15 protein-coding genes and 1 tRNA gene are annotated in these 24,709 nt (G+C 43.1%); 11 read left to right on the top strand and 5 right to left on the bottom strand.

What is annotated here, in order from left to right:
• Window positions 1–25: 25 nt before the first annotated feature.
• Complete coding sequence (locus Q5866_RS10555) at window positions 26–1,216, bottom strand: efflux RND transporter periplasmic adaptor subunit (protein WP_303180142.1); 1,191 nt, start codon at window positions 1,214–1,216, stop codon at window positions 26–28.
• Between the two features lie 239 nt (window positions 1,217–1,455).
• On the opposite strand from Q5866_RS10555, the gene Q5866_RS10560 reads away from it, so the two are divergent.
• From Q5866_RS10560 to Q5866_RS10585, 6 genes are all read left to right on the top strand, one after another.
• On the top strand, window positions 1,456–1,986 hold the full coding sequence (locus Q5866_RS10560) for a GNAT family N-acetyltransferase (protein WP_292271328.1): 531 nt from the start codon (window positions 1,456–1,458) through the stop codon (window positions 1,984–1,986).
• Between the two features lie 406 nt (window positions 1,987–2,392).
• Entirely contained in the window at window positions 2,393–5,800 is a 3,408-nt protein-coding gene (locus Q5866_RS10565) for a SusC/RagA family TonB-linked outer membrane protein (RefSeq protein ID WP_303180143.1), read from the top strand.
• 19 nt (window positions 5,801–5,819) lie between these two features.
• Window positions 5,820–7,463 carry a RagB/SusD family nutrient uptake outer membrane protein gene (locus Q5866_RS10570; protein WP_303180144.1) on the top strand — a complete coding sequence of 548 codons (1,644 nt, stop codon included), beginning with the start codon at window positions 5,820–5,822 and terminating at the stop codon, window positions 7,461–7,463.
• A gap of 19 nt (window positions 7,464–7,482) precedes the next feature.
• Window positions 7,483–8,235 carry a DUF4843 domain-containing protein gene (locus Q5866_RS10575; RefSeq protein WP_303180146.1) on the top strand — a complete coding sequence of 251 codons (753 nt, stop codon included), beginning with the start codon at window positions 7,483–7,485 and terminating at the stop codon, window positions 8,233–8,235.
• A gap of 18 nt (window positions 8,236–8,253) precedes the next feature.
• The gene (locus Q5866_RS10580; protein WP_303180147.1) at window positions 8,254–9,939 is read left to right on the top strand and encodes a PKD-like family lipoprotein; all 1,686 of its coding nucleotides are present in this window, start codon (window positions 8,254–8,256) and stop codon (window positions 9,937–9,939) included.
• Between the two features lie 210 nt (window positions 9,940–10,149).
• The gene (locus Q5866_RS10585; protein WP_303180149.1) at window positions 10,150–11,124 is read left to right on the top strand and encodes a hypothetical protein; all 975 of its coding nucleotides are present in this window, start codon (window positions 10,150–10,152) and stop codon (window positions 11,122–11,124) included.
• Window positions 11,125–11,732: 608 nt separating this feature from the next.
• Here the strand turns inward: Q5866_RS10585 and Q5866_RS10590 are convergent.
• The 4 genes from Q5866_RS10590 to Q5866_RS10605 all read right to left on the bottom strand — a co-directional run bounded on the left by Q5866_RS10590 (window position 11,733) and on the right by Q5866_RS10605 (window position 17,315).
• Window positions 11,733–11,805 (bottom strand) — tRNA-Met (locus Q5866_RS10590).
• Window positions 11,806–11,973: 168 nt separating this feature from the next.
• The gene (locus tag Q5866_RS10595; RefSeq protein ID WP_303180150.1) at window positions 11,974–14,004 is read right to left on the bottom strand and encodes a transketolase; all 2,031 of its coding nucleotides are present in this window, start codon (window positions 14,002–14,004) and stop codon (window positions 11,974–11,976) included.
• A 214-nt stretch (window positions 14,005–14,218) separates the two neighbouring features.
• The gene (locus Q5866_RS10600; RefSeq protein ID WP_227214755.1) at window positions 14,219–14,701 is read right to left on the bottom strand and encodes a CYTH domain-containing protein; all 483 of its coding nucleotides are present in this window, start codon (window positions 14,699–14,701) and stop codon (window positions 14,219–14,221) included.
• Window positions 14,702–14,765: 64 nt separating this feature from the next.
• A complete protein-coding gene (locus Q5866_RS10605; protein ID WP_255469449.1) occupies window positions 14,766–17,315 on the bottom strand; it encodes a S9 family peptidase in 2,550 nt (849 codons plus the stop codon).
• A gap of 460 nt (window positions 17,316–17,775) precedes the next feature.
• On the opposite strand from Q5866_RS10605, the gene Q5866_RS10610 reads away from it, so the two are divergent.
• The 5 genes from Q5866_RS10610 to Q5866_RS10630 all read left to right on the top strand — a co-directional run bounded on the left by Q5866_RS10610 (window position 17,776) and on the right by Q5866_RS10630 (window position 24,706).
• Window positions 17,776–18,111: a type II toxin-antitoxin system RelE/ParE family toxin gene (locus Q5866_RS10610; protein ID WP_303180152.1), complete on the top strand. Its 336-nt coding sequence runs from the start codon at window positions 17,776–17,778 to the stop codon at window positions 18,109–18,111.
• Complete coding sequence (locus Q5866_RS10615; RefSeq protein WP_186975433.1) at window positions 18,108–18,401, top strand: helix-turn-helix domain-containing protein; 294 nt, start codon at window positions 18,108–18,110, stop codon at window positions 18,399–18,401. The genes Q5866_RS10610 and Q5866_RS10615 overlap by 4 nt, the downstream gene beginning before the upstream one ends.
• 198 nt (window positions 18,402–18,599) lie before the next feature.
• The gene (locus Q5866_RS10620; protein ID WP_303180154.1) at window positions 18,600–19,784 is read left to right on the top strand and encodes a FecR family protein; all 1,185 of its coding nucleotides are present in this window, start codon (window positions 18,600–18,602) and stop codon (window positions 19,782–19,784) included.
• A gap of 87 nt (window positions 19,785–19,871) precedes the next feature.
• Entirely contained in the window at window positions 19,872–23,198 is a 3,327-nt protein-coding gene (locus tag Q5866_RS10625) for a SusC/RagA family TonB-linked outer membrane protein (RefSeq protein ID WP_303180156.1), read from the top strand.
• Window positions 23,199–23,215: 17 nt separating this feature from the next.
• Window positions 23,216–24,706, top strand: coding sequence for a RagB/SusD family nutrient uptake outer membrane protein (locus tag Q5866_RS10630; protein ID WP_303180158.1), 1,491 nt, complete (start codon window positions 23,216–23,218; stop codon window positions 24,704–24,706).
• Window positions 24,707–24,709: the final 3 nt, after the last annotated feature.

Here is a 24,709-nt window from a genome sequence, read left to right on the forward strand (position 1 = left end):
TTCTCATTCATTTTAGTGCGTGGTTCTAGTGCTTGGAGCTTTGTTGGGCGATAACCTGCTGACGTTTAGCGGTGGCCTCTGCCACGGTAATGGGTTTTACGGTCATTCCGTCTCTCACGGTCGTTCCGACTCCTTCTACCACGATACGGTCTCCCGTGTTAAGCCCCGAGGTTACCACGTAAGTTTTTCCGTCGTTCACGGGAAGGATTTTTATCTCTGTCATTTTCACGATAGAACTGTCGTTTACCACGAACACGAATTTCTTGTCTTGTATTTCCATGGTTGCTTTTTGGGGAATAATAATGGCCTTGTCATCTTCTTCGGGTAACAAAATTACTCCAGACCCTCCGCTACGCAATATGCCGTTCGGGTTCGGGAAAGTAGCTCGCACGCTGGCTGCTCCGGTTGTCTGGTCGATAACTCCGCTTAAAGTTTCGATTTTACCTTTTTCATTGTAAATGGAACCGTCGACCAATTGAAGTTCCACTGCCGGCATTTGATTCAAGGCACCTTGAGTAGCCCCGTTGCTTTCACGCGTCAATTTGAGGATATCTTTTTCATTCATGGAGAAGTAGACATACATTTCCGAGTTGTCGGAAACCGTGGTCAAGGCTGTAACAGAACTCGGGCTTACAAGACTTCCCACGCGGAAAGGTATTTTCCCGACAACCCCGTTAGAAGGACTCGTCACGTTCGTGTAAGAGAGGTTTTTCTCCGCGTTGATTAATTGAGCCTCCGTTTGGGCTAGGGCAGCTTTTTGTGAGGCGAGCGTGTTGTTCGCCATTTGCAGTTCGTACAAACTGATAATATTTTTCTCTGCCAGTTTCTCTTTGTTTTTCGCTGTTAATTCCGCGGTTGCCACGTTTGCCTTGGCTACGTTCACTGCCGCACGAGCTACATTGACAGCTTCTTCGTATTGAACGGGGTCAATGACAAACAGGGTTTGCCCTTTTTTCACTACCGCTCCTTCATCCACGCATAATTTCGTGATGAATCCACTCACGTTCGGACGAATTTCCACGTCTTGACGTCCTTTGATTGTTGCCGGATAAGCGTTGTTCAACTTAGACACGCTTGTTTCAATGGTCATTACGGCGTATTCCGGTGCTCCGGCTTGTTGACCTTGCTGTTGACCTCCACAAGCAAAAAGGGTTATCCCCAATGCGATTCCAAAGAATCGTTGAGATAAAGTAATCATTGACTTTTGCATTTTCATATACTGTCTTTATTTAATTGTGTTCAATCTTGCATATATTTTGCGCTAAATAGGCAAACGCCGTACCAAATTGATGTGATAAAAAATTATTTTTTGCTCTTTTTGCGAAAAAGGCCTGCAGAAGAGGGCAGTTAAATATTTTTACACATTGATGATACGTGATAACATAAAATCGGGTTCGGGAAATTTAAACTTGATAGAGAATTATTATATTTGTAAATATTTTATATGGAAACGTGATGATGAACTTGATAAGAATAACAGAACCCGGGGATATCCGGTTACAAAGATTGATACCGCTTTACGAGGAGGCTTTCCCGGAAAATGAAAGAAGGGATATCAAGCAATTGCAACGCTTGATTCTTGAAAAACCGGAGATGCATTTCAACGCGATAGAGTGTGACGATACGCTGGCAGGATTGTTTATTTATTGGGACTTGCATGATTTTTATTACATGGAGCATCTTGCCGTGTTTAGCCAAATGCGTAACCTGAAAGTCGGACAGCAGGTGCTGGATTATATTGCGGAACATTTGAGCGGTTTACGTTTGCTTGAAGTGGAACCCACCACGGATGAAATGACCACCCGTCGGGTGAAATATTACGAGCGAAATGGTTACGAGATACTGGATAAATCTTATATACAGCCGTCATACCGGGATGAGCGTGATGCCAGTAATTTATGGATTATGGGGAATCACCGGACAGAGCGTTTGCGGGAATTTATCGAACGGATAAAACAGGTGATTTATAGGGACAATTATAGATGATATGATTGTTCACTCGTTTTTCATTTTCGCACCCGGATACTCTTGTATCTTTCAATAAAAAAACGAGTAAAAGTGTTGCTTAATTATTTGATAATTAAGTGCTATTAAAAATATTCAAAAAAAAATAAGGTTAGTCGTTCCCCATGGAAACGACTTTTCGTGTTATATATATGAGTCGGCTCGAATAAAGTTATTAATAAACGATCGTTTCTTCAGCCTTTAAAATCAATTTTTCAAGCAAAAATCATTTTTCCGACCGATCCTTATTATCAGATAATTATATGGTATGTCTTTTCATTGTAATCTTGTTTTTTATGAGTTTTTGTTTTTTTATTAAACGATCCTTTTTTGATATAAAAAGACATGAAAAATAATAAATGGATTGTATAACTAAAAGAACAAATTTATGAAAGAAAACTTGAAGTCATTCTCGGGAAATTCCGGGGGATCAAGAGAGGCGGGTTACATTTTTAGATGTACCTTGTTATTTGTTCTGTTGGGTGTATTGAATGTGCGGGGAAACATTCATACTCAATCAGAGCAACAGATAAAACTGACCATGAAAAATGTTTATCTTAAAGATGTGCTGTGGGCAATAGAGCGGCAGACGATGTTTATTTTCATGTACAGCGAGGAAGATGTGGATAAAATTGGAAAGATTGATGTTAATATCCAAGCGTCGGATATTGACAGAGTTCTGGCAACATGTCTGAAGGGAACAGGGTTGACCTACGTGATTCAGGATGCCGTGATCGTGTTGAAACCTATTCCGGACGAGGAAAAGAAAATAAAGGAGGTTCGGATCACGGGAAAGGTAACGGACGAAAAGAATGAACCGTTACCGGGAGTTACGGTGGTTATCAAAGGTACGAATCATGGTACGGCTACCGACGTGAAAGGAAAGTACCAGATGGTTTTGCCGGAGATGAAAAATATCACGCTGGTTTTTTCTTTCATGGGAATGAAGACACAGGAAATAAAATACGGGGGGAAAGATACCATTAACGTGGTGTTGAAAGAGGATGCCAAGAAACTGGATGATGTAGTGGTTACCGGGTACATGAAGGTAAGGAAGGAGAGTTTTACGGGAAACGCGACAACGGTGAATCGGGATCAGTTGTTGAAAACAAATAATAAGAACGTGATAGCTGCACTTCAGGTATTCGATCCCTCTTTCCGGATTAAAGAGAATAAGCTCTTCGGCTCGGATCCGAACTCTTTACCGGAATTTACGATTCGCGGAGAAGGAAGTATCGGTATGAACCGGGGATTGGAAACGGAAAAAGCACGTCGGTCACAAAGAACCAGTTTAAAGGATAATCCGAATCTCCCGATTTTTATTCTGGATGGTTTCGAGGTTTCCGTGCAAAAGATTTACGATATGGACATTAATCGCATCGAGAGCATGACCATATTGAAAGATGCGGCAGCCACCGCCATGTACGGTTCCCGTGCGGCAAACGGTGTGGTTGTGGTAACGACGGTAGCCCCCAAACCCGGGGAATTACGGATAATGTATAATTTCAATGCCGGGGCGGAATTTCCCGATTTATCAGATTATAATTTGTGTAATGCGGAGGAAAAGGTGAGGGTTGAAAAGTTGTCCGGTAAATACATTGCGGCAGACGGTGATCCGGGATTACAATTGCTGAAAGATATCGCGTATAACGATTTGGTGAATGAAGTACGCCGGGGAGTAAAGACCGATTGGTTGGCACAACCCTTGCACAACGTGTTCAATCATTCGCATAGTATGAATATTTCCGGTGGGGTGGAGAGTATCCGGTATAGTCTGGATTTGAATTACGGTACGCACAACGGGGCTATGATAGATTCTTACCGGGACAACATGGGAGTAGGGTTAAATTTGGATTACCGGAATAAAACATGGTTGCAAGTCATGAACTCCGTTTCTTTTAACGTGACGAACTCGCAGGATTCCCCTTACGGTTCATTTAACACCTATGCTAAATTGCAGCCGTATTGGGCGCCTTATTCCAATGACGGCGAGTTGTTGGAAAAGTTGAAGGATGGAAGTACTAATCCGCTTTATAAAGCAAAGAAACTGGGTTGTTACACGGGAAAGGGCAAGCTAAATGATTTGACGAATAATTTCAGTATCAATCTTTACTTTTTAGAGGGTTTCTCTTTCAAGGGACAACTTTCCGTGACAAGAACGGATTCGGAAACCGAGAGTTTCAGTGATCCTAAAGATCCTTCTTACAGTACGACACCCACAAGGGAAAGAGGAACGTTATCCACCTCTTCAGACAAGAGTTTTACATGGAATATGAATGCCATGCTGTATTATAACAAGTCGGTCGGTAAGCATTTTATCAATGCTACGGCGGGGGTGAACGTTCAGGAGATGCACAGTAAAACGACCTCGATAAGTTATCGGGGATTCCAATTGAGCAATTTACATTCTCCTTCATACGCTGCCGAGCAGACGAGTAAAGCAAATGTTTCTTCCGATAAAAGCCGTTTGTTCGGTATATTGGGATCGGTCAATTATTCGTATAATAATGTTTATTTATTCGACGGTTCTTTCCGTTTGGACGGTTCTTCCAAATTTGGGAAGGACAAACGTTTTGCTCCTTTCTGGTCAGTGGGGGCAGGAATTAACGTCCATAATTATAGTTGGTTGAAGGATCATTGGTTAATTAGCTTGTTGAGGGTGAGAGGAACATACGGGGTTACCGGTAACGTTAATTTCCCGGCTTATGCGGCGATTTCCACTTATAAGACTTCCGACAACTGGTATTACAACACGCCGTCCAACACGTTGATTGCCTTGGGTAATTCAAGGCTTACATGGGAAAAGACTTACACGATAGATGCGGGTATCAGTCTGGGGTTCTTCAATGACCGTTACACGGTAGAGGCAAACTATTACCGGAAAGAAACTAAAAATCAGTTGGAACAATTATCTATCCGTACTTCTTCGGGCTTTCCAAGTTTTTACACGAACGCGGGTTCCATTCTTAACAAAGGATTTGAAATCAAGTTCAATGCCACTGTTGTGCAAAATAAGGATTGGACGGTTGCGGTGAATGCCACGCTGGCTTCCAATAAAAACAAGATAACCAAGCTCGGGCAAGAGGCTGAAAGATATAACCAGAATATTCAGGATTTTCACAACACGGCAAGTAAAGAGCTAAATGGAGTGCCTGAAGAAGATAAGGAATTGCTTTATATTCCGCTGACGCAATATTACGTGGGAGCATCGACGACCGCGATTTATGCCGTGCCGTCTTACGGGATCGATCCTTCTTGCGGAAAGGAATTGTTCAGGAAAAGAAACGGTCAGAGCACTTACGTCTGGGATGCGGCGGATGAGGTGGTAGTGGGCGACAAGAGTCCGGACGCACAGGGCTCTTTCGGTATCAATATTGCGTGGAAAGGTTTTTACGTGAATACTACATTCTTGTACCAATGGGGGGCGCAGGATTACAACGAAACGATAAAAGATAAAGTTGAAGAAGCGGATATCGACGGCAGTAATGTGGATCGCCGGGTACTGACACAACGCTGGATAAAACCGGGTGATATAGCTCCTTTCTTTGATTTGAAAAATAATCAAAAGACGCAACCGACTTCTCGTTTCGTGCAGGATAACAACTATTTGTCATTCAGTGGTATCTCTTGCGGGTATGACTTTAACCAAGAATTGATCCGCAAATTCCGTCTGACCTCTTTGGGGGTGCGGTTTAACATGAACGATGTTGCCCGTTGGGCTTCTATCAAGCAGGAACGGGGAACGAGTTATCCTTATGCCAAGAATTACAGTTTCACGTTGACTCTCGGGTTCTAAACTTTTAAATGTTTCGGATATGAAAATATATTTACAAATGATTTTACTGTTTTCCTTGCTGTCGTTGGGCTCATGCAAGGATTGGTTGGACTTGCAACCGGAAGGACAGGCGACGAGTGATGAACTGTTCACCACGGGCGACGGTTATCGCTCCGTGCTGGCGGGCATTTACCAAGCTATGGCATCCAAGAATTTGTATGGTGTCGAATTGCAATTCGGTATCGTGGATTGTATGTCGCGTCAATATACATGGAACTGGAATTACAATGAACAGGGACCGGATATGTACAAAATAGCGCGAGAATTTGATTACTACAATTCTTCGTTAAGACCCACGATCGATAATATCTGGAAAGACGGTTTTAACGTGGTTGCCAACGCTAATAATTTGATCCAGAATTTGGATGGTGCTTCACCGGATTTGTTTGCCGGCGGGGAACCCGAACGCAGGATGATTCTGGGAGAGGCTTATGCCTGTCGTGCTTTGATGCATTTTGATTTATTGCGTCTTTTTGCCCCGGCTCCCGTTCATGACGAGGGGGAACAAAGAGTGCCTTACGTGGAGGATTATCCTAATATTCAGCCCAATGGAATAGGGGTGAAGTCTTTCCTTGAAAAAGTAATTCGGGATCTGAAGACCGCACGCTCTCTGACGATTCAGTTTGACACGACGGCTTTGGGAATGAGTTTGAGTGCCTCGGGGAATGCCCGATTCTACGGTACTCTGGAATCCAACATGGAAGGACACCAGAATGAAAACACGGTAGACGGTTTCTACATGGGGCGGGGGTATCGTTTGAGTTATTACGCCACATCGGCGTTATTGGCAAGAGTGTATCAATACGCGGGTATGCAGGAAGAGGCATTCCGTTTGGCTGATTCCGTTTTGAATTTTAAGGCAACGGGAATGGCAGGCGTTTCTTACGATATGTTCTCGAAGGATGAGTTCGGGGATTTTCAAGTGGATGATTATGAACAAAAAAAGAATCTGAAAGCCGTATCCAATTTAATTTTTGCCGTTTATAACGAAGAAGCGTACAACGATTATAGTTTAGGTCGTTTCTTTCAAAAAAGGGCTGACGGGATGAATAAAGGGAGTTGGTTGATGCTTGATTTGGATAACCAGAAGATTTTCCAGAAGACGGATGGGGCAAGCGATGAATCGGAAATGGACATTCGTTCCAAATACTTGCTGTTCAAACCGGAGGATAATAGTATATGGGGAAATTATAAAATATCCGCTAAATGGTATTGTAGTGATAATCTGACGATTCGTAAGGCGAATGTCCAAATACTTCCGGTTATCCGAGCCACGGAAATGCGTTATATCATGGCGGAATATTATGCCCGCAAGCAGCAGTTTGAACAGGCTTACCAGATATTGAACCAGATTCGTCAGAATCGGGCAACGTGGGCGGAGTTTCCGGTAGAAGGACAAGAATGGGGAGAATGGAAGACAATGGAGGATTTGCCCGTGGCACAGGATTACGAGACATTCCAGAAAGATTTGATTCGGGATGCCCAGCGGGAATGGATATCCGAGGGACAACTATTCTACTTGTACAAACGGTTGGGGGCAAAGGTTTATTTCAAGGAGGATGAAATCCGGGAATTGAATAAATCCGAGTATATGCTGCCTGTTCCGGATAACCAAAGTATGTAACCTATTAAATACAAGAGATATGAAAAAATATGTATTGTTATTGGCTGTCGTTGGAGCTTTTTTGTTCCCGGCGTGTAATGAACAAGATATAGAACCGTTCGGGGAGCGCCATGAAGTTTATTTCCTGAAATATTTTATGGATGAAAGAGCACCGGGAACGGCAAAAGCGGACTCCACGGACGTGACTTTCTTTTTTGCCAAACCGACGGACGACTATGTGATGGCAGAAGTGATCGTGGTGTTAGCCGGACGTCCTATAGCGGAAGATTTACATTTCGGGTTGAAGGTTGTGGATGAAATGACCACCGCCAATCCGGATGAATACACGTTGGAAGACGAGTACACGTTTCATGCCCGCCCGCTCCCGGAGAACGCAGAAAGGATTCAAGATACCATTCAGATTCGCATGAATAAAAGCCGGCGATTGGATGATTTGAAAGACGGGGTTCGCTTGGTGTTGGAAATCGTTCCCACGGGTGAGGTACACGTGGGACAATTCGAACGTTCTCGGGCGGTGATTCATTTGACGAAAGATGCCGTGCGCCCGTTGTGGTGGACTCGGGAAGTGGAAGCTTATCTTTTGGGATCTTATTCTTCCTTGAAATACAAGACGTTCCTTGAAAATGTTCCGGGAGCTTATGAACTGGACGGGGCAATGATAGAGAATCATCCGGATCAAGCATTGAAATTGGTTCGTGCTTTTAAGGCATGGTTGGCGGAAAATCCGGTTTATGACACGGATAATTATGAATGGATGTCTGTAAATGTATAATGAATAAATGAAAGGATTATGAGACAGGTAAAACAATATATCGTGTTGCTCGTACTCGGTTTACTTGCGGGATGCTTCGAGGACGAGGGAAATTATTCTTACAAGGAGATTAACCCGCCGACATGGTTCGAGGAATTTAACGATGTTAGTCCGAAGAATATCTATGGTTATGCGGGTAAAGGAGAGGTGATGGTATTCAAGGGGAGCAATATGTTTAAATGGGAAGGAGATTCCGCTACTCGGGCGAATGAAGTCCGTTACGAGTGGAAGATCGGGGATGTCGTGATAGGGGATCAACTTGATTTCGAAATTCCCACGGACGAATTGGTCGAGAAGATTAACTTAAAATATTATAGCAATAGTCAAGGAGAATGGGGTACGTTCAATATTATCGAGAAAGAAACGGGAATTACTTTTCCGGCTAGGTTGTATGTATGGATTTATCCCACTTTTGCCGTGTATGATTGGTATATTCTGTCCGAGGATAACGGGAATTCCAAGCTTTCCGCTATCCGCCGGCGAACCGTTACGGAACTGGGGCAGACAACATCGTCATACGAGTTGAAAGATAACGCTTTCGAGGACATTAACGGGCAAAAGATACCGGGGAAACCGATTGCTCTGGCAATGGAAACATCTCGTGACGTGAGTCCTAGCGGGGCTTGCGTCATTCTCACCGATCAGGTTGCCTACGAGGTTAATCTGCAAAATATGGAGAAGGTAAGCGAGGTGAAAGATCAATTTCTTGACGGGACTCCTACCAACTTTAATGTAGCTGATTTAAGAGAAAAAGCGCCGCAAAGTAGTGATGAAGGTGCTTGCACTTTTGTCGCGACAAAAGACGGACGGGTTTTCACGAGGATTAAATCAGTCAATTATTTGGGAGGACAATATCTGACCGAACCTTACTATATTGATAGTAAAGGATACAAGATAACAAAGTTCGGACATTCCATGTACGGAGGATTAATTCCTTGTTATGACGAGAAGAACCGGAGGATTATAATGGCCACTACTTGGCGTGAAGACGTGAATCACGGGGGAGGGCAAGGAGATTATACTTCTGTTTATCGGACTAAGATGACACCTCTGACATCCAATTATGGTGTTCCCGTTGACGGTTTCCCAGAAGGAACAGAAGTACTAAAAGTAACAGCCAAAAATCATATCAGTTGGGGATACGGTGGAACAACCCTTCTTTTCTCCGTGTATTACAACGATCCGACTATGGATGGTACTAAGACATTAGTCGGAGATTTTTCATTCAGTAATCAAAATCAGATGGTTACCTCTTTCGGTTTCGAGCGTTGGTTCTATTTGCCGGTAAAATTGGATGAATCTTCCGTGATTCTTGTCAGTTGTAATAATAGATACAAGTCGGAAAAGTATGCCGATGAAGCCAAGTATCGTGATTTTTACACCATTGGTAATAAGTTATATTATATACAACGTGGAAAAGATTATTACGATAAAACGGTACGATTCGTGGAGTTTAACGCCACGTTCAGTTCCAAGATTACCTCGTTGGCATACGCTTATTATAACTTGGATCAATTATGGATAGGATGTGAAGACGGGAGCATATACGGCTATGATATCAGAAATATTAATGACCCAAAATTAGTTTGCGAGAAGAAACTCAATGGAAAAATAGTATCCATGAAGCAGATCGGTTGGCACACGAGCAATCATGATTGGTTTTAGTGTCATGCCATAGATGCGTTTGTTAATTATCTTGGTGGAGGAGGCTTTTTGAAAGTCTCCTCTTTTTAATTGAGGAATTAAGCTATAAAATTGATTCGTATTAGAAAATATTATATATTAGCAGATATGATGTAAAACGGTGTTTAAAGGAGTATTTATAGCATTAATAATTAGCTAAAAATGAAATAGTAATGAATTAATAGTCGGATTATGAAAAGAATACTTGTCTTCGTTTTTCTTTTAGCGTGTATCCATGTAAGTGCCCAAATAACAAAAGTTGGGGATTGTAAAGTATCTCCCGATGGTAAAATGATAGCTTTTATATGTTATATGGGAATGCAACAAGATATTTTTCTTTATAGTTTACAGCGGGATACTTTAATTCAATTAACACATTCGGCGAATTTGGATTTTGATGCACAATATAAAAAATCGTTGAATTGGCTAGATGATCATCGGATTTTATTTTTATCAAAACATAACGGCTTGGTACAGCAGTATATATTGGATATTTTAACAAATACATTAAAGACAAACGGTTCATCGGCTTCTCATGAGTATTGGTTGAAGTATTCGGGGGTGAATGACGAGGTGTATTATATTTCATCACGTAGAGGTAGTCAACCGGCTGTGTTTAGAAAAAAAATGAATGCCGAGAAAGAAATGAAAGTTTCGAAAGGTAATATTAATTGTATTCTAAGTTCTATATCTCCCAATGGAGAATATTTGACGTATAAGGAGATGCCATTGGGGAAAACGGTTTTAGTATCCTTGAAAGACAATAAAATTATCAAATCAAAACTGCCTGCGAAAAATACGAATGTGCTTGCTTGGGCTCCGTCCTCGGAAGAGTTCATATATACGCATGGAACTTTCGTGGATGATGATGTCGTTAAGATAGAGCTGGTGCTTTATAATATAGTTACTCAAGTTAGTGAAACTATTGTAAAAGATGCAGATTACATATCGGGATGTGTATGGGCTCCATCTAAAGATAAGTATTTATATACTTTATTGAAGAAGTCTTATTTAGTCGATCATAAATCCAAGGAAACAAAAGAATATGACGTTTTGGGATCCCCGAAAATTTGGTTGCGGGATGAGAAATCTATTTTGTTTGTTCAGGATGCGAGAGCCTATATTTTTAATTTATCAGATAAAAGTATCAAGCGAATAATAAATTAAGTTGATGAGGATTAATGTATTTTTATTTCAAAAAGAGGATTAATTTGTTTTTATAAAGTGTATGTAGATTTCATTAGGAATGACTTCTATAAAACCATATATTGGTGTTATTGTGTTCATAATCAGAACCGAATAATTCAAACGAATTTACCGTAAAAAAACGATATAGTTGATATTTATTTGTTATTATGGCTATAATGCTGTCATTTTGTACGTGTAACTTGACGTTATGAGTGAAATGTTCGGGAGCTATTGATTGATGAATAATATTAAAATTTGAATCTGTTATAACAATGTAGGGGTCATCATTTGCTCTGTAATTGTATTTTGCAGATAGAAAATAATAATTTCCAGCATATTTAACAATAGAATCTATGCGACCTTTTATATCTAATTCTAATGTGTCTATCTTGATTGATACATGGGAAGTATTGATTTGATAAATCTGTTTTTGAGATGGAATATCCCGGCATCCATTACAGATAACAATAGCTACTATAAAAGCGGACAAAACTCTCATAAGTATACATTATAGGTTATCTTGTAAAAGTAAGGAAAATGAATTAGGAATAAAAGAAAAAGGATCGAGAAATCGATCCTTTATTTTGTAGCGGGAGCCTGACTCGAACAGACGACCTTTGGGTTATGAGCCCAACGAGCTACCAACTGCTCCATCCCGCAATGTTAGTCAAAACTATTACCGTTTTGCGTGTGCAAAGATAGTATGTTTTTATTAGACATGCAAGTGTTTCTGCTTTTTTTTAGAATAAATAAAATTAAAAGGAAGGAATGAGGTATAAAAAAAGGAATAGTTTGAACTATTCCTTTTGATATAGAGTGGGTTGTGGGTTATTTGCCCAACATTTCGCAAATCTCGTTGAACACGTGTTCACCCGTGAACCCGAATTTCTCGTCGAGTACTTTCGCGGGTGCGGAATACCCGAAGTGATTTACACCGTGGATACGACCGTTGCAACCGAGCAATCCTTCCAGTGTAACGGATAATCCTGCTGTCAAGCCGAATTTAGGTTTGTTAGTGGGGATTACTTGTTCTTGGTACGATTTATCCTGATGACGGAACAATCCTTCTGAAATCACGGATACGACACGTGAAGTGATACCCTTGCGCTCTTGGAGTAGTTTTGCACCCTCAACCAAAGTAGAAACTTCAGAACCGGAAGCGATTAGTACCACGTCGGGGTTCTCGGCAGTCGCACATACCACGTAAGCACCTTTCTCGGCTTGTAAAGCCTCATCGTAACGGTCTTTCCCCGGGAGATCGGTAATATTCTGACGGGAAAGAATCAACGCGGTAGGAGTGGAGGTGTTTTCCATGGCCATTTTCCATGCAACAGAGGTTTCGGCAGCGTCAGCCGGACGTAATGCCAGTAAACTCATTTTACCGGAATGGTTATCCATTTTCTCCATCAAGCGCAATTGTGCTTCATGCTCTATCGGTTGATGTGTCGGTCCGTCTTCTCCCACGCGGAAGGCATCGTGCGACCATACGTATTTTACCGGTAATTCCATTAATGCGGCAAGACGTACAGCCGGTTTCATGTAATCGGAGAACACGAAGAAAGTTCCGCAAGCCACGTGTATCCCGCCGTGGAGAGCGATACCGTTGCAAATAACAGCCATCGTCAACTCGGCAACACCCGCTTGTAAGAAGGCTCCGCTGAAATCGCCTTTCACGAGGTCACGTGCACCACCCTTGATAAACCCGTCCGTTTTGTCCGAGTTGCTCAAGTCTGCGGATGATACAATCATGTTTTCCACCTGTTGAGCCAATGCTACCAGTACATCTGCTGATGCGGCACGAGTGGCGATATTGGGTTTGTGTTGAATAGCCTTGTAATCAATCTCGGGAGCCGCACCGGATAAGAATTTATGCAATTTAGTTGCCAGTTCCGGGTTTGCTTTTTCCCATGCTGCTTGTTCTGCTTTCTTTGCTTTCGCGTAAGCCCGTTTCTCGTCAAGTACTTTAGCGTAGAACTCTGCTACTTCCGGGAATATCACGAATGGATTTTGAGGATCACCGCCCAAGTTCTCGATTGTCTTTTCGATAGAAGCTCCTGCACCCGTTAAAGGTTGCCCGTGAGTGGATACTTTATCGGAGAAATCTTCCCCGTTGGGTCCCATGGCGCCTTTACCCATCAAGGTTTTACCGATAATCAGCGTGGGACGCTCTTTTTCTTCATTAGCGGCTTTCAGTGCGGCTATAATTTCCCCGGCGTTGTTCCCGTTAATCGTGAGCACGTTCCAGCCCCAAGCCTTGTATTTGGCGGCAGTATCCTCGCAAGTCACTTCGTTCACGCGGGTGGATAATTGTACCTCGTTGGCGTCGTAGAACATGATTAAGTTGGACAATCCCAGCGTTCCGGCAATACGTCCGGCACCTTGAGATATCTCTTCTTGGATACCCCCGTCGGAGATAAACGCGTAAGTCTTGTGAGCCATCCATTCCCCGAAACGGGCAACCAGAAAACGCTCTGCAATAGCGGCACCTACAGCCATGGCATGACCTTGACCGAGAGGTCCGGAAGTATTCTCCACGCCTCGTTTGTGGTCCACTTCCGGGTGACCGGGAGTCACGCTGCCCCATTGACGGAAGTTTTTCAAATCTTCCATGCTGTACGTGCCAATCAGGCTTAACATGGAATACAACATCGGCGACATATGTCCCGGGTCAAGGAAGAACCTGTCACGGTTTGCCCATGTCATATCATCCGGGTCGAAGTTTAAGAATTGAGAATACAACACGTTAATGTAATCAGCACCACCCATGGCTCCGCCCGGGTGACCCGATTTAGCTTTTTCAACCATAGAAGCTGAAAGAACGCGGATATTGTCCGCTGCTCGATTAAGGATTTTCTCCATGCCTGTATTTTTTTGATGATAATTTTTAATTTTCGGCAAAGGTATGTTTTTCACTTGGGAATTCAAAGTCTTATAGTTCATAAAGTTCATAAGGTTTGTAAGGTTTAAAAGGTTTATAGACCCCCGCGGGGCGCTTTGTCTACGGCAGCTTTTTTTGCCGATAAAATCACCTGTAATTCTTATAACTTTATGAACCTTATGAACCTTATAAACTTTATGAACCTAACGTATTCCACTTCGTGTAAGGATTTTTACTCAACAGGGCATTGTAATATCTTTCATCGCCGGTAACTTCTTCACCTAACCACGCGGGGCGTTCGAAATGCTCGCTTTCGTTTGCCAGTTCAATTTCCGCGAGTACCAATCCGGCATTTGCCCCGTGAAATTCATCGACTTCGAAAAGATGATTCCCGTGGGGAACGAGATAGCGGGTTTTGTCGATGATTCCCGGTTCACAAAGTTGCAATAATTCTTTTGCTTCTTCCGCGGGGATTTCCTTTTCCCACTCGTATCGGCTGGCTCCGGATTCATTTCCAGCGCCTTTGACGGTAAGGTATCCTTTATCCCCCTTGAGCCTGACACGTACGGTACGCTCCGGAACCGAGGAGAGATACCCTTGCGTGATTCGGGTAGATTTTGACGCGTCGGTTTTGTAATCTCCTTTTACCAGAAACTTGCGTTCTATTTCTAATCCCATTTTATTCATTATTTAATAGAAAGATTCGGTGATTGCCAAATCGACAATCACCGAATCACGGAATTTATAAATTCTTGTCCTTGTACATGTTTTCCCACCACGCGGGTTCGCCTTTCAGGTATTTGGCGAAATACGCCATGATAGTGTTACCCCAGATGATGCGTTGGTTGTAGTCTACCACGGCATGGTCGGCGTTTTTGATTAGCACCAACTCGGCATCTTTGCCCAAGAGTTTCAATGCCGTGTAGAACTGGATACTTTCGCCCGTGGGTACATTCACGTCGGCAGTACCGTGTAATAACAGGATAGGGGTATTTACTTTGTCTGCGTTGAACAGGGGGCTTTGGTCCACGTAGATATCCTTGCGGTTCCACGGGAAGGAATGTCCCGATGCATTTGTGCTGTAACTGTATCCCCAGTATCCTTCCCCCCAGTAACTTGACACGGATGAAATGCCGGCGTGAGAGATGGCACAGGCGAAGATATCCGTGCGGGTCTGCAAATACATGGTCGTGAAACCACCGTAGGAAGCACCCATGCATCCCACCCGCTTGGAGTCCACGAAAGGATGTGCTTTCATGAAAGCTTTGGTGCAGGCGATGATTTCGTCAGCCGTGGTTTTACCCCAGTTGTTCTGGTGGCGCGCGGAAAATTCTTGCCCGAATCCGGTACTACCAGAGGGTTGCATCACGTAAACAACATAGCCATTCGCCGCGTACAGGTTGAAAGGCCATCTTCCGCCGAAAGTTCTTTCCACGGGGGATGTACCACCGTAATAATATACAATCATCGGGTATTTCTTGTTCGGGTCAAAATCGGCAGGCAGGTAGTAACGGCCGTCAATAGTGGTACCTTTCTTGTAGACGTAATCCCAGTCTTTCACTTGCCCGAATTCAATATTCTTGTATTGCTCGCCTTGCGGGTTAGCCCATTCCCGTGCTTTCAGGTCTGTCAGGTTCAGCGTGTAAACCCGTGTCGGGTAACTCGCGTCGGAAGCGGTATATACCCCGGTATTGCCGTCTTCTGCCAGACTGATTCTTTGCACGAGGTCACCCGGGCAATTTATTTTCGTTATCTTGCCGTCTTGCCCGTGGCGGAACAGGTGGATGTAGTCCGTGTCCTCGGCAACGATGTAAATATTACCGTCCTTGTGCCAAACGTAATTTGTCACGTTCGGGTTGAAATCTCTCGTGATAGGGGTTACCTCTTTGGTCTTCAAGTCGTAAATGAACAATTGGGTATCGTACCCGTTGACCATTTGTCCTTTGGCGATATTCACGCCGAGTTTGCCGAAAGCGTCGGCAGAACCACTGATTAACAATCGGGAATCGTCCGGCGAGAATGAACATTGTATATCTTGCAAACGGTTTTCCCAAAGCGTGTCCACCTCGAAAGTGCGGGCATTCAGCATGTACACGGATTGTTTCCGGTAGGGATACTCGTTGTAGTCCGGTCTGCTCGTGCCAATCAGGATATAATTCCCGTCATGGCTGATATCCATCATAGAGGTCGTTTGGTTACCCCAAGTCACGCGGGTGTGTATACCCGTGCCGAGGTCATATTTGCACAGGAAATAACGGTTACGGTAGTATGCCTGTCTATCCTCGATACCGTCTAATTTACGCAATTCCCACTCTTTTTCCGTGTAGTTTTCGGTTTTGTAATATACCAGATAGCTACGGTCGGGCGACCAATTGTAGGAACTGATATTCCGGTCCGCCTTGAACAGGCGTTTTTGTTCACGGGATTCGATATCGTAGGTATAGAGGGAATTACCGTTTCCTTCTTTCAACAGGAACGAGAGTTTGTCCTGTCCGGGAATCCAAGTCAGCGAGGACGCGTCATTCCCGTAGAACGAATACACGACTTCCTTGTCGGCAAGGCGGTACACGTTCGTCATGCGACTGTTTTTACCGTTGATGATATCGTTTTCCGACATCAGGAGATATTTCCCGCTGGGAGAAATTTGAATTCTCTCTACCCGTTTCCCGTTCAGCACGTCCAAGATATTTTTACCTCTTTTCGGGGAAAGGGTAAAATGAACCGGGGCTTCCGAGAAAGCGGCGTCGGCGGTGTAGCTGGCAGAGAAGAGTTTATCGTTATTGCCGGTAGCGAGGCTTTTCACGATGATGACGTGCTTGCCCGGAACCCATTCAAGGGAACAATCCCGTTTCGCGGCTTCCGTGCCGTTGTGTCCCGTGTAAGTGATTTTCTTCACCCCGTCGACATACACTTCGGCATCCCCGTGGAAATTGAATTCCAGTTTCCCGCTCATCCATTGTGTGTTGGCGGCATAAACGGCACTCACGACGATTGCCGGGGTATTGCCCGTGTACCCGGAAGTTACCACGCCTTCGTTCACCGCGGCTTCTTGCCATACCAACGAGTGGAATTGCAATTCCCGCAAGTCGGCTTCCGGCGTGAAATTCTCGATATTAAACACGGATGATGTCAATAATTGTGACGACGTGAATGTCTTGCCTTCCACGTTCTTCACGCTCCCGAATGCAGGCATCTCCACGGGAACGGGCGGGAGAGCCAGCCATTCCCCGATAGTCTGCGCCTGCAAACGGAACGAGCAGACTATCATGAACAAAAAGATTAATTTTCTCATTTTATCGTATTTGGTTATTTTGAACTCGTTCGTGCAAAAGTATGGAATAGATTTTAAATATTAGATTTATGATTCCAGATTTATGATTTTCATCGCGTGAATCATCAAAATAGGATACATGGGCGATAATATCCCTTGATTATCAACGGACACATCCCTATGCTCCCGTGTTCACTGTCGATTGATTGTTTAAAGGTACAGGAGAAAAGGGGATTGTGGAGGTTAAATTTACTTATACTTCGTTAAAACGTGGGCGATGAGTGGGCTAAGTGTGGGCTATAAGTAGGCGAAGTCGCCTAATAGTCGCCCAAAAGTCTGGCAAAACCCACCCGTGAAGGTAGGAAAACTTATATTATGGGGATGATTTGAGGTATTGATAAAAGATGTTTTAATCCTATTTGAAAAAATATTGCGCGTGTGTTGCATTAAATTGCAACTTATTTTGTAACTTTGTTCCAATATGAAGATAATAAAAGAGATATTATATATGCCGGAGGCTCTTGAATTTATTGATAGTTTGGAGCCTAAAGCAAGAAATAAGGTTTTGTATAATTTATCTAAAGCACAAGAAATTCAAAATCAAGAGTTGTTCAAAAAGTTGGATGGTGAGATATGGGAATTTCGGACTCTTTATAATAGTATGAGTTATCGATTGTTCGCTTTTTGGGATAAAACTAGGGATGCTGTCGTGATTTGTTCGCATGGGTTGATAAAGAAAGTACAGAAAACGCCACGGGTAGAAATCGAGAAAGCAGAGAGATTGAGAAAAGAATATTTTGAAACAATAATGAAATGACAAAATTAGTATCACACTCCGAATTGTTAGACAAGTATATAGGAGCAAAAGGTTCTCCGCGGCGGGAGAAGTTCGAGGCGGAGTTAAGGACTGATATACTTGCCGCTAAAATAAAAGAAATGCGACTAAAAAGGAATATGACTCAAAGCGAGTTAGCTGAATTAGTCGGGAAAGATAAGACTCAAATATCTAAAATTGAGAGAGGAAGAAATTTGACAATTTCAACTATCGTGCAAATCGTGGAAGCGTTGGGAGGTAAAATCAACTTTGATATTCAATTCGTTTCATGATTTGTGAGGTGCTAAATTTTTTTTTGACATAGATTAAAACCTTCGGAACAACCGAAGGTTTTTTATGTATTCAAATTCTTTAAGCGGGAGTGTAAATTATTGAAAACGTGTTAGTCGTAAAAAAGTTGAAAAAAAAGTCACTTTTTTTATTACACCAAACGCGTATGAAATCGCTTTAGTTATAAAAGCGAAAATAATATGCTGAAGAGAGAAGAACATATTGCACGATTAATATTCCTGCACATCCAAGGATTAGCGGATGAGATACAGGAAAAAGAATTGACCGAATGGAGGGCGGAATCCTTCCGGCACGAGGCTCTTTTTCAACGTATGTTGTCCGGGGAACATATCGAGAAGAGTTTATCCCGTTTCGTGAAGATGGAAGAAGAGAACGCACGTGATTGGCAGATTTTACAAGAAGAAATGAAGAAACGGCGTGGGATGGAACCTGTAAAACGGGTGAAGTGGTTTTACAGGGTGGCATGTGCCATTATATTGCTGTTGTCGGTCGGAGGGCTTGCTTTATATTACGCGGGGGATAAGTCCGGTTCGGGGAACGAGATTGCATTGGCGAATAATGACTTTACACAACCGGGTTCCCGGGCTATTCTGATATTGCCGGATGGCAGCAAGGTAGATTTGGAAAACGAAAATTCACGTCATGAATTGGTCAAGACCAATGAATCCTTGTCGGTGAGCGATGAATCGTTGACTTACGGGAATGTTTCAGAACGGGATACCGCGGAGATTTATCATACTTTGGTGATTCCGAGAGGGGGAGAGTATGTACTTACGTTGTCGGATAGCACGGTCGTGTACCTGAATGCGGATTCCCGGTTGACTTACCCGGTAAATTTCAAGGGAGATAAACGTAAGGTATTGTTGGCGGGAGAGGCTTATTTCCAAGTAAAGAGAGATGAGAAGAAGCCATTTGTCGTGGAGGCTCAACAAATGGAGATACTCGTGCTGGGAACGACTTTCGGGGTAAGGGCATACGAGGATGAAAAAGAGATACAGACCACGCTGGAAAGTGGCAAGGTACTCGTGAGTGCCGGGGGATATAAGGTGAATCTAGTCCCGAATGAACAAGCTCGGTTTGATAAGTCGAAGTCCGTGCTATCGGTGGAGGATGTAGATATTGATCTGTATCTGGCGTGGAAAGACGGACGATTGATGTATGATAATTGCCCGCTAGAGAAGATTCTGAATGATTTGGGGAGATGGTACGCGTTTGATGTCTTTTATAGTCGGGAGGAAGCACGTTCGTACCAATTCTCGGTGAACATGAAAAAACACGAGGTGTTTACCCGGGTTTTGGAGTTGATAGAAAAAACAGGGGATATAAAGTTTGAAATAAAAGGAAAAACGGTTATTGTAAAATAAAAAAGCAGCGCTGCTAACGCTACTTTTTACGTTCACACTCTGCTGCTGACAGAGCGTGAGGAATTGTTGAATTCTAAATACAAAGTTATGAAGAAAATTTTTAATGTCGTAGGGAAGAGGCGGTTTTTATTCCTCCTTTTCTTGGTGTTTACCACTCAAATTAGTCTGAACGCGTATTCGCAGGACAAGAGTCTGACTTTCAGTCTGAAAAACGCAACACTTAAAGAGATTATTAATGAAATTAGGAAACTTTCAGACTATGATTTCGTGTACCGGGACGTGAATTTGGAAGCTTTTAAAAGGCGTGATGTATCTTATAAAGATGCCGCTATTGATGCCGTGTTGACCGATTGTTTGAGAGGCACGGGGTTGACTTACGAGATTAACGGGAAAACGATCATTATCAGGAAAGAGAGTCCCAAGGAAGAGAATCAAAAAATGAAGACCGTCACGGGAAAGGTTACGGATGAGAGAGGAGAGGTTTTGCCCGGCGTGACGATCATGATTAAGGGAACGGCTTTGGGAACGGCAACAGACGCGGACGGAAATTATAAATTGAATGTTCCGGCGGAGGGAGAGCAAGTGTTGTCATTCTCGTTCGTGGGTATGAAGACACGGGAGATTGCTGTCGCCGACAAGACGAAGATTGACGTGAAAATGGAAGAGGATTCCGAAACTTTGGATGACGTGGTGGTTACGGGAATCTTCACGAAAGCGAAGGAAAGTTACACGGGTGCCGTGACTTCCGTGTCTGCCAAGGAATTGAAGATGTACAAAGGACAGAATCTTCTCGCTACGTTAAGGAATATAGATCCGTCGATTAACGTGGTGATGGATAACGCGCTGGGAAGTAACCCGAACGTGGTACCTGAAATCAATATCCGGGGAAATTCGTCTTTACCGATGAGCGTGGAGGAATTGAACCAACAAGCATCCAAACAGTTGAACGCCCCGTTAGTTATAATGGATGGCTTCGAGATATCGTTGCAGAAGTTAATGGACTTCAACGACGAGGAAATAGAAAGTATTAATATTCTGAAGGATGCCTCAGCCACGGCGATTTACGGTTCCAGAGGGGCGAACGGTGTCATCGTGGTAACGACAAAGGCTCCTCAAGGGGGAAAATTAAGAATTTATGCCCAAGGGGGGATCAATATCGAGATACCGGATTTGTCTTCTTATGATATGCTGAATGCCCGGGATAAACTGGAGCTGGAACGAATCGTGGGATTATATGACGACGAGGAGGATGTCACGAATGACAGGAAGCTGAAAGAGTTGTACAACACGCTATACTCGGATGTGTTACGCGGCGTGGATACTTATTGGTTGAGCGAACCCGTGAGAACCGGAATCGGTCAAAAATATAATTTACGGCTTGAAGGAGGTGGTGATGCTTTCCGCTGGGGGGCTAATTTATCCTATAACACGATTCAAGGAGCGATGAAGGCTTCCGAAAGAAATACTTTCAGCGGTAGCGTGACGCTTTCTTATACCTTGAAAAATGTTATTTTCAAGAATCAGACCATTATTGATATCAATAAAGGGGTGGAGAGTAAGTACGGAACGTTTTCCGATTACGTGAACATGAATCCTTATTACAGGACGAAAGATGAGAACGGGCAATACATTAAAACGTATAAAGAGAAAGGGCTTAATATACCTAATCCGCTGTATGACGCGAACTTGAATACCATTAACGAGAAGAAGTATACCACTATCACGAATAATTTCTCGATCGAATGGAATATTGCCAACGCGTTAAAGTTAAGGGCTCAACTGGGACTGCAAAAGCAAACGAATACTTCGGACTATTATCTTCCGGCTGACCATACTGAATTTGACACGTATAACGGTAGTGACAGCTATTTCCGGAAAGGTAAGTATGTTTACGGGACGGGGGAGGATATGAATATAGATGGAAACGCGACGCTTAGTTATTCTAAAGTTTTTGCGGAAAAGCATCAAGTGTATGCGGGATTTGACTATTCCATTTCACAACGGAAAAATCATTTCTACGAGTTTACCGTGGAAGGGTTCTCGGATGAAAAACTTGATTTTTTGTCTAACGCGTTGCAATATGAAAAGAATGGGGTGCCGAAGGGAACGGAAGAACTTTCCCGACGTATCGGTTTTACCGGGAACGTGAATTATATTTATGACAATCGTTATTTTGCCGATTTCTCTTATCGTGTGGACGGTTCTTCTTTGTTTGGTACTAAAAATAAGTTTGCCCCTTTCTGGAGTGCCGGAATCGGGTGGAACGTGCATAACGAATCATTCCTTCGGGATCATCGGGTGGTGAATACCCTTAGGGTGCGCGGCTCGTACGGGGAAACCGGATCTCAACAATTCTCGTCTTATCAGGCGTTGTCCACGTTTAATTATTATACCGGGAAAAGGTATATTATTTGGAATGGTGCGGAATTGATGGGACTTGGTAATGAAAAATTGAAATGGCAGGTAACGAAGCAAATCAATGGAGGTGTTGAAGTGGGGCTTTTCGATAACAGGGTTTCCGCTTCGTTTGACATTTATAACAAGAAGACGTCAAATTTGCTTTCACAGATGGATTTGCCTCTGGCGAACGGGTTCAGTTCTTTCGTGGATAACGTGGGCGAGGTGAAGAATGTCGGTTACGAGGTGATGTTGAGCGGTTATTTGATGAGGAATACCCAACAGGAGATTATGTGGTCTGTGACAACAAAATTAGCGTATAATAAAGATGAAATCACGAAACTGTCCGCCGCGATAAAACGGCAAACGGAACTTTACAAGGCACAGGATGTGGATGTGAATCAGTTGTTGTACGAGGGGTATTCCAAAAATTCGATTTGGGCTGTACCTTCTTTGGGGATAGACCCGAGCACGGGAGCTGAGATATTTCTGGATAAAAACGGAAACATCACGGAGAAATGGAATCCTTCCGATAAACGTTATTTCGGGGTTAGTGAGCCGAAGTATCGCGGGAATCTGAGTTCTTTATTTTCTTGGAAAGATTTGTCTGTAAACCTTTCTTTTGCTTTTCAATGGGGAGGGCAACAGTATAATGAAACTTTGTTGAGCAAGGTGGAAGTAACCGATGCCACTATAAATAAAAATAACGTGGACAAGAGGGTTTACAAGAACAGATGGCAAAAAGCCGGTGATATCAAGGAGTTTAAAGGATACGGCTCATCCAAGACCAGATCGTCATCCAGATTCGTGATGGACGATAAAGTGTTCCAATTCCAGAGCGCGAGCGTGCAGTATCGTTGGCATTCGGATTATTTGCTAAAAAAGTGGAGTATTGAGACTATAAATATCGGTGCCAATATGTCGGATATATTTTATATATCTTCCATCAAGCGGGAACGGGGTACTTCTTATCCGTTCGCGAGACGGGTGGCGCTGACTCTTTCATTAATGTTCTAATTTAAAGTTTTATTATCATGAGAAATATATTGATATACGTAACGCTCTTTCTGGCTTGGTCGTTGTCTTCGTGCAATGATTGGCTGGACGTGAAACCGGAAACGGAGAGGGATGAGGAAGAGATGTTTGATTCCCCTAACGGTTTTAAGAATGCCCTAACGGCTTGTTACATTAAGATGAATTCTGAGAACTTGTACGGGAAACGATTGACGGTTACTGATATTGAGTTTATGGCTCAGCATTGGACATGGAGTGAAAGTAATTACAGTAATGAAAGAAAACTCAAGGATTTCAATTACGAGGAAGACTACCCGAAAGATTTTTTCTCGGCTGTTTATGGGGAATTGTATAATATTATAGTACAGGCAAATATTATATTGAAGAATATACCGGAGAAGAAAGAGGTTATCGTGAACGAGGATGTACGTGCTTTGGTGGAAGGGGAAGCGTTGGCTATACGGGCTTTTTGCCACATGGAGATTTTGCGCTTGTTCGGGCAAATTCCTCAAAACGCGACGAAACAGGTTTCTTTGCCTTACGCTAAAACAGTTTCGACGGATGCGATTCCTTATTACACGTTCTCGGATTTCGTGAATCTTATCGTTCAGGATATAGATGCGGCTGAAGCTTTGTGCAAGGATAGGGACCCGTTGTTTGAATATACTTACGAGGAGTTGGATAATTTTTCCAACACGAAAGAGTATGACGTGACTTTAGATGATGACTTTTTAGGGTACAGGCGTTTCCGTTTTAATTATTATGCCATGAAAGCGATGAAGGCGAGATTATACATGTACACGGGGGATAAGGCGAAAGCTTACGCGGCTGCCATGGAGGTGATTAATGCAGTGGATAAGAAGGGCAATAAGGTGTTGACGTTAGCGGGTACCGCGGACATGAATAAGAAAAATTACGCGTTGCCTTCCGAATGTATTCTTGCTTTGAGTAATTATGAGTTGGAAAAGAATGTTACAGAATTATTTAGGGATTCAAATCCTTTGAAGTTATATTTGACGGACAAGCAGTTCACGCAAGATATTTTTGCCGGTCAATCGACTTCTATTAATAATAGAGCTCAAGTATGGAATACAGATCCTGATAATCAGGGAAATATTAAACCGACTCCCCGGAAGTACAATCAACCGACGATTGACGATAACACGGATATCGGGGAGCTGGCTTCTCAAAAGCAAGTTATTCCTTTGATTCGCTTGTCGGAAATGTATTTGATAGCCATAGAGTCGGCAACTTCTTTATCCGATGTAAATTCTCTTTACACCGAGTACATGAGGGCGAGAGGCGTAGCGGCTAACCCGTTGACAGAGGAACAGGTGATGACAGAGATTGTTCGCGAGTATCGTCGGGAGTTTTTCGCCGAAGGACAAATGTTTTATACTTACAAACGTCTGGGAACAAAGAATATGTTGTGGAAAACCGATCGGGAAGTCGGAGAACAGGATTATGTTGCGCCTCTTCCTACCACGGAATATAATGCTAATCAAAAATAGAGA

This window comes from uncultured Butyricimonas sp., assembly GCF_959596855.1.
Lineage (GTDB): Bacteria > Bacteroidota > Bacteroidia > Bacteroidales > Marinifilaceae > Butyricimonas > Butyricimonas muris.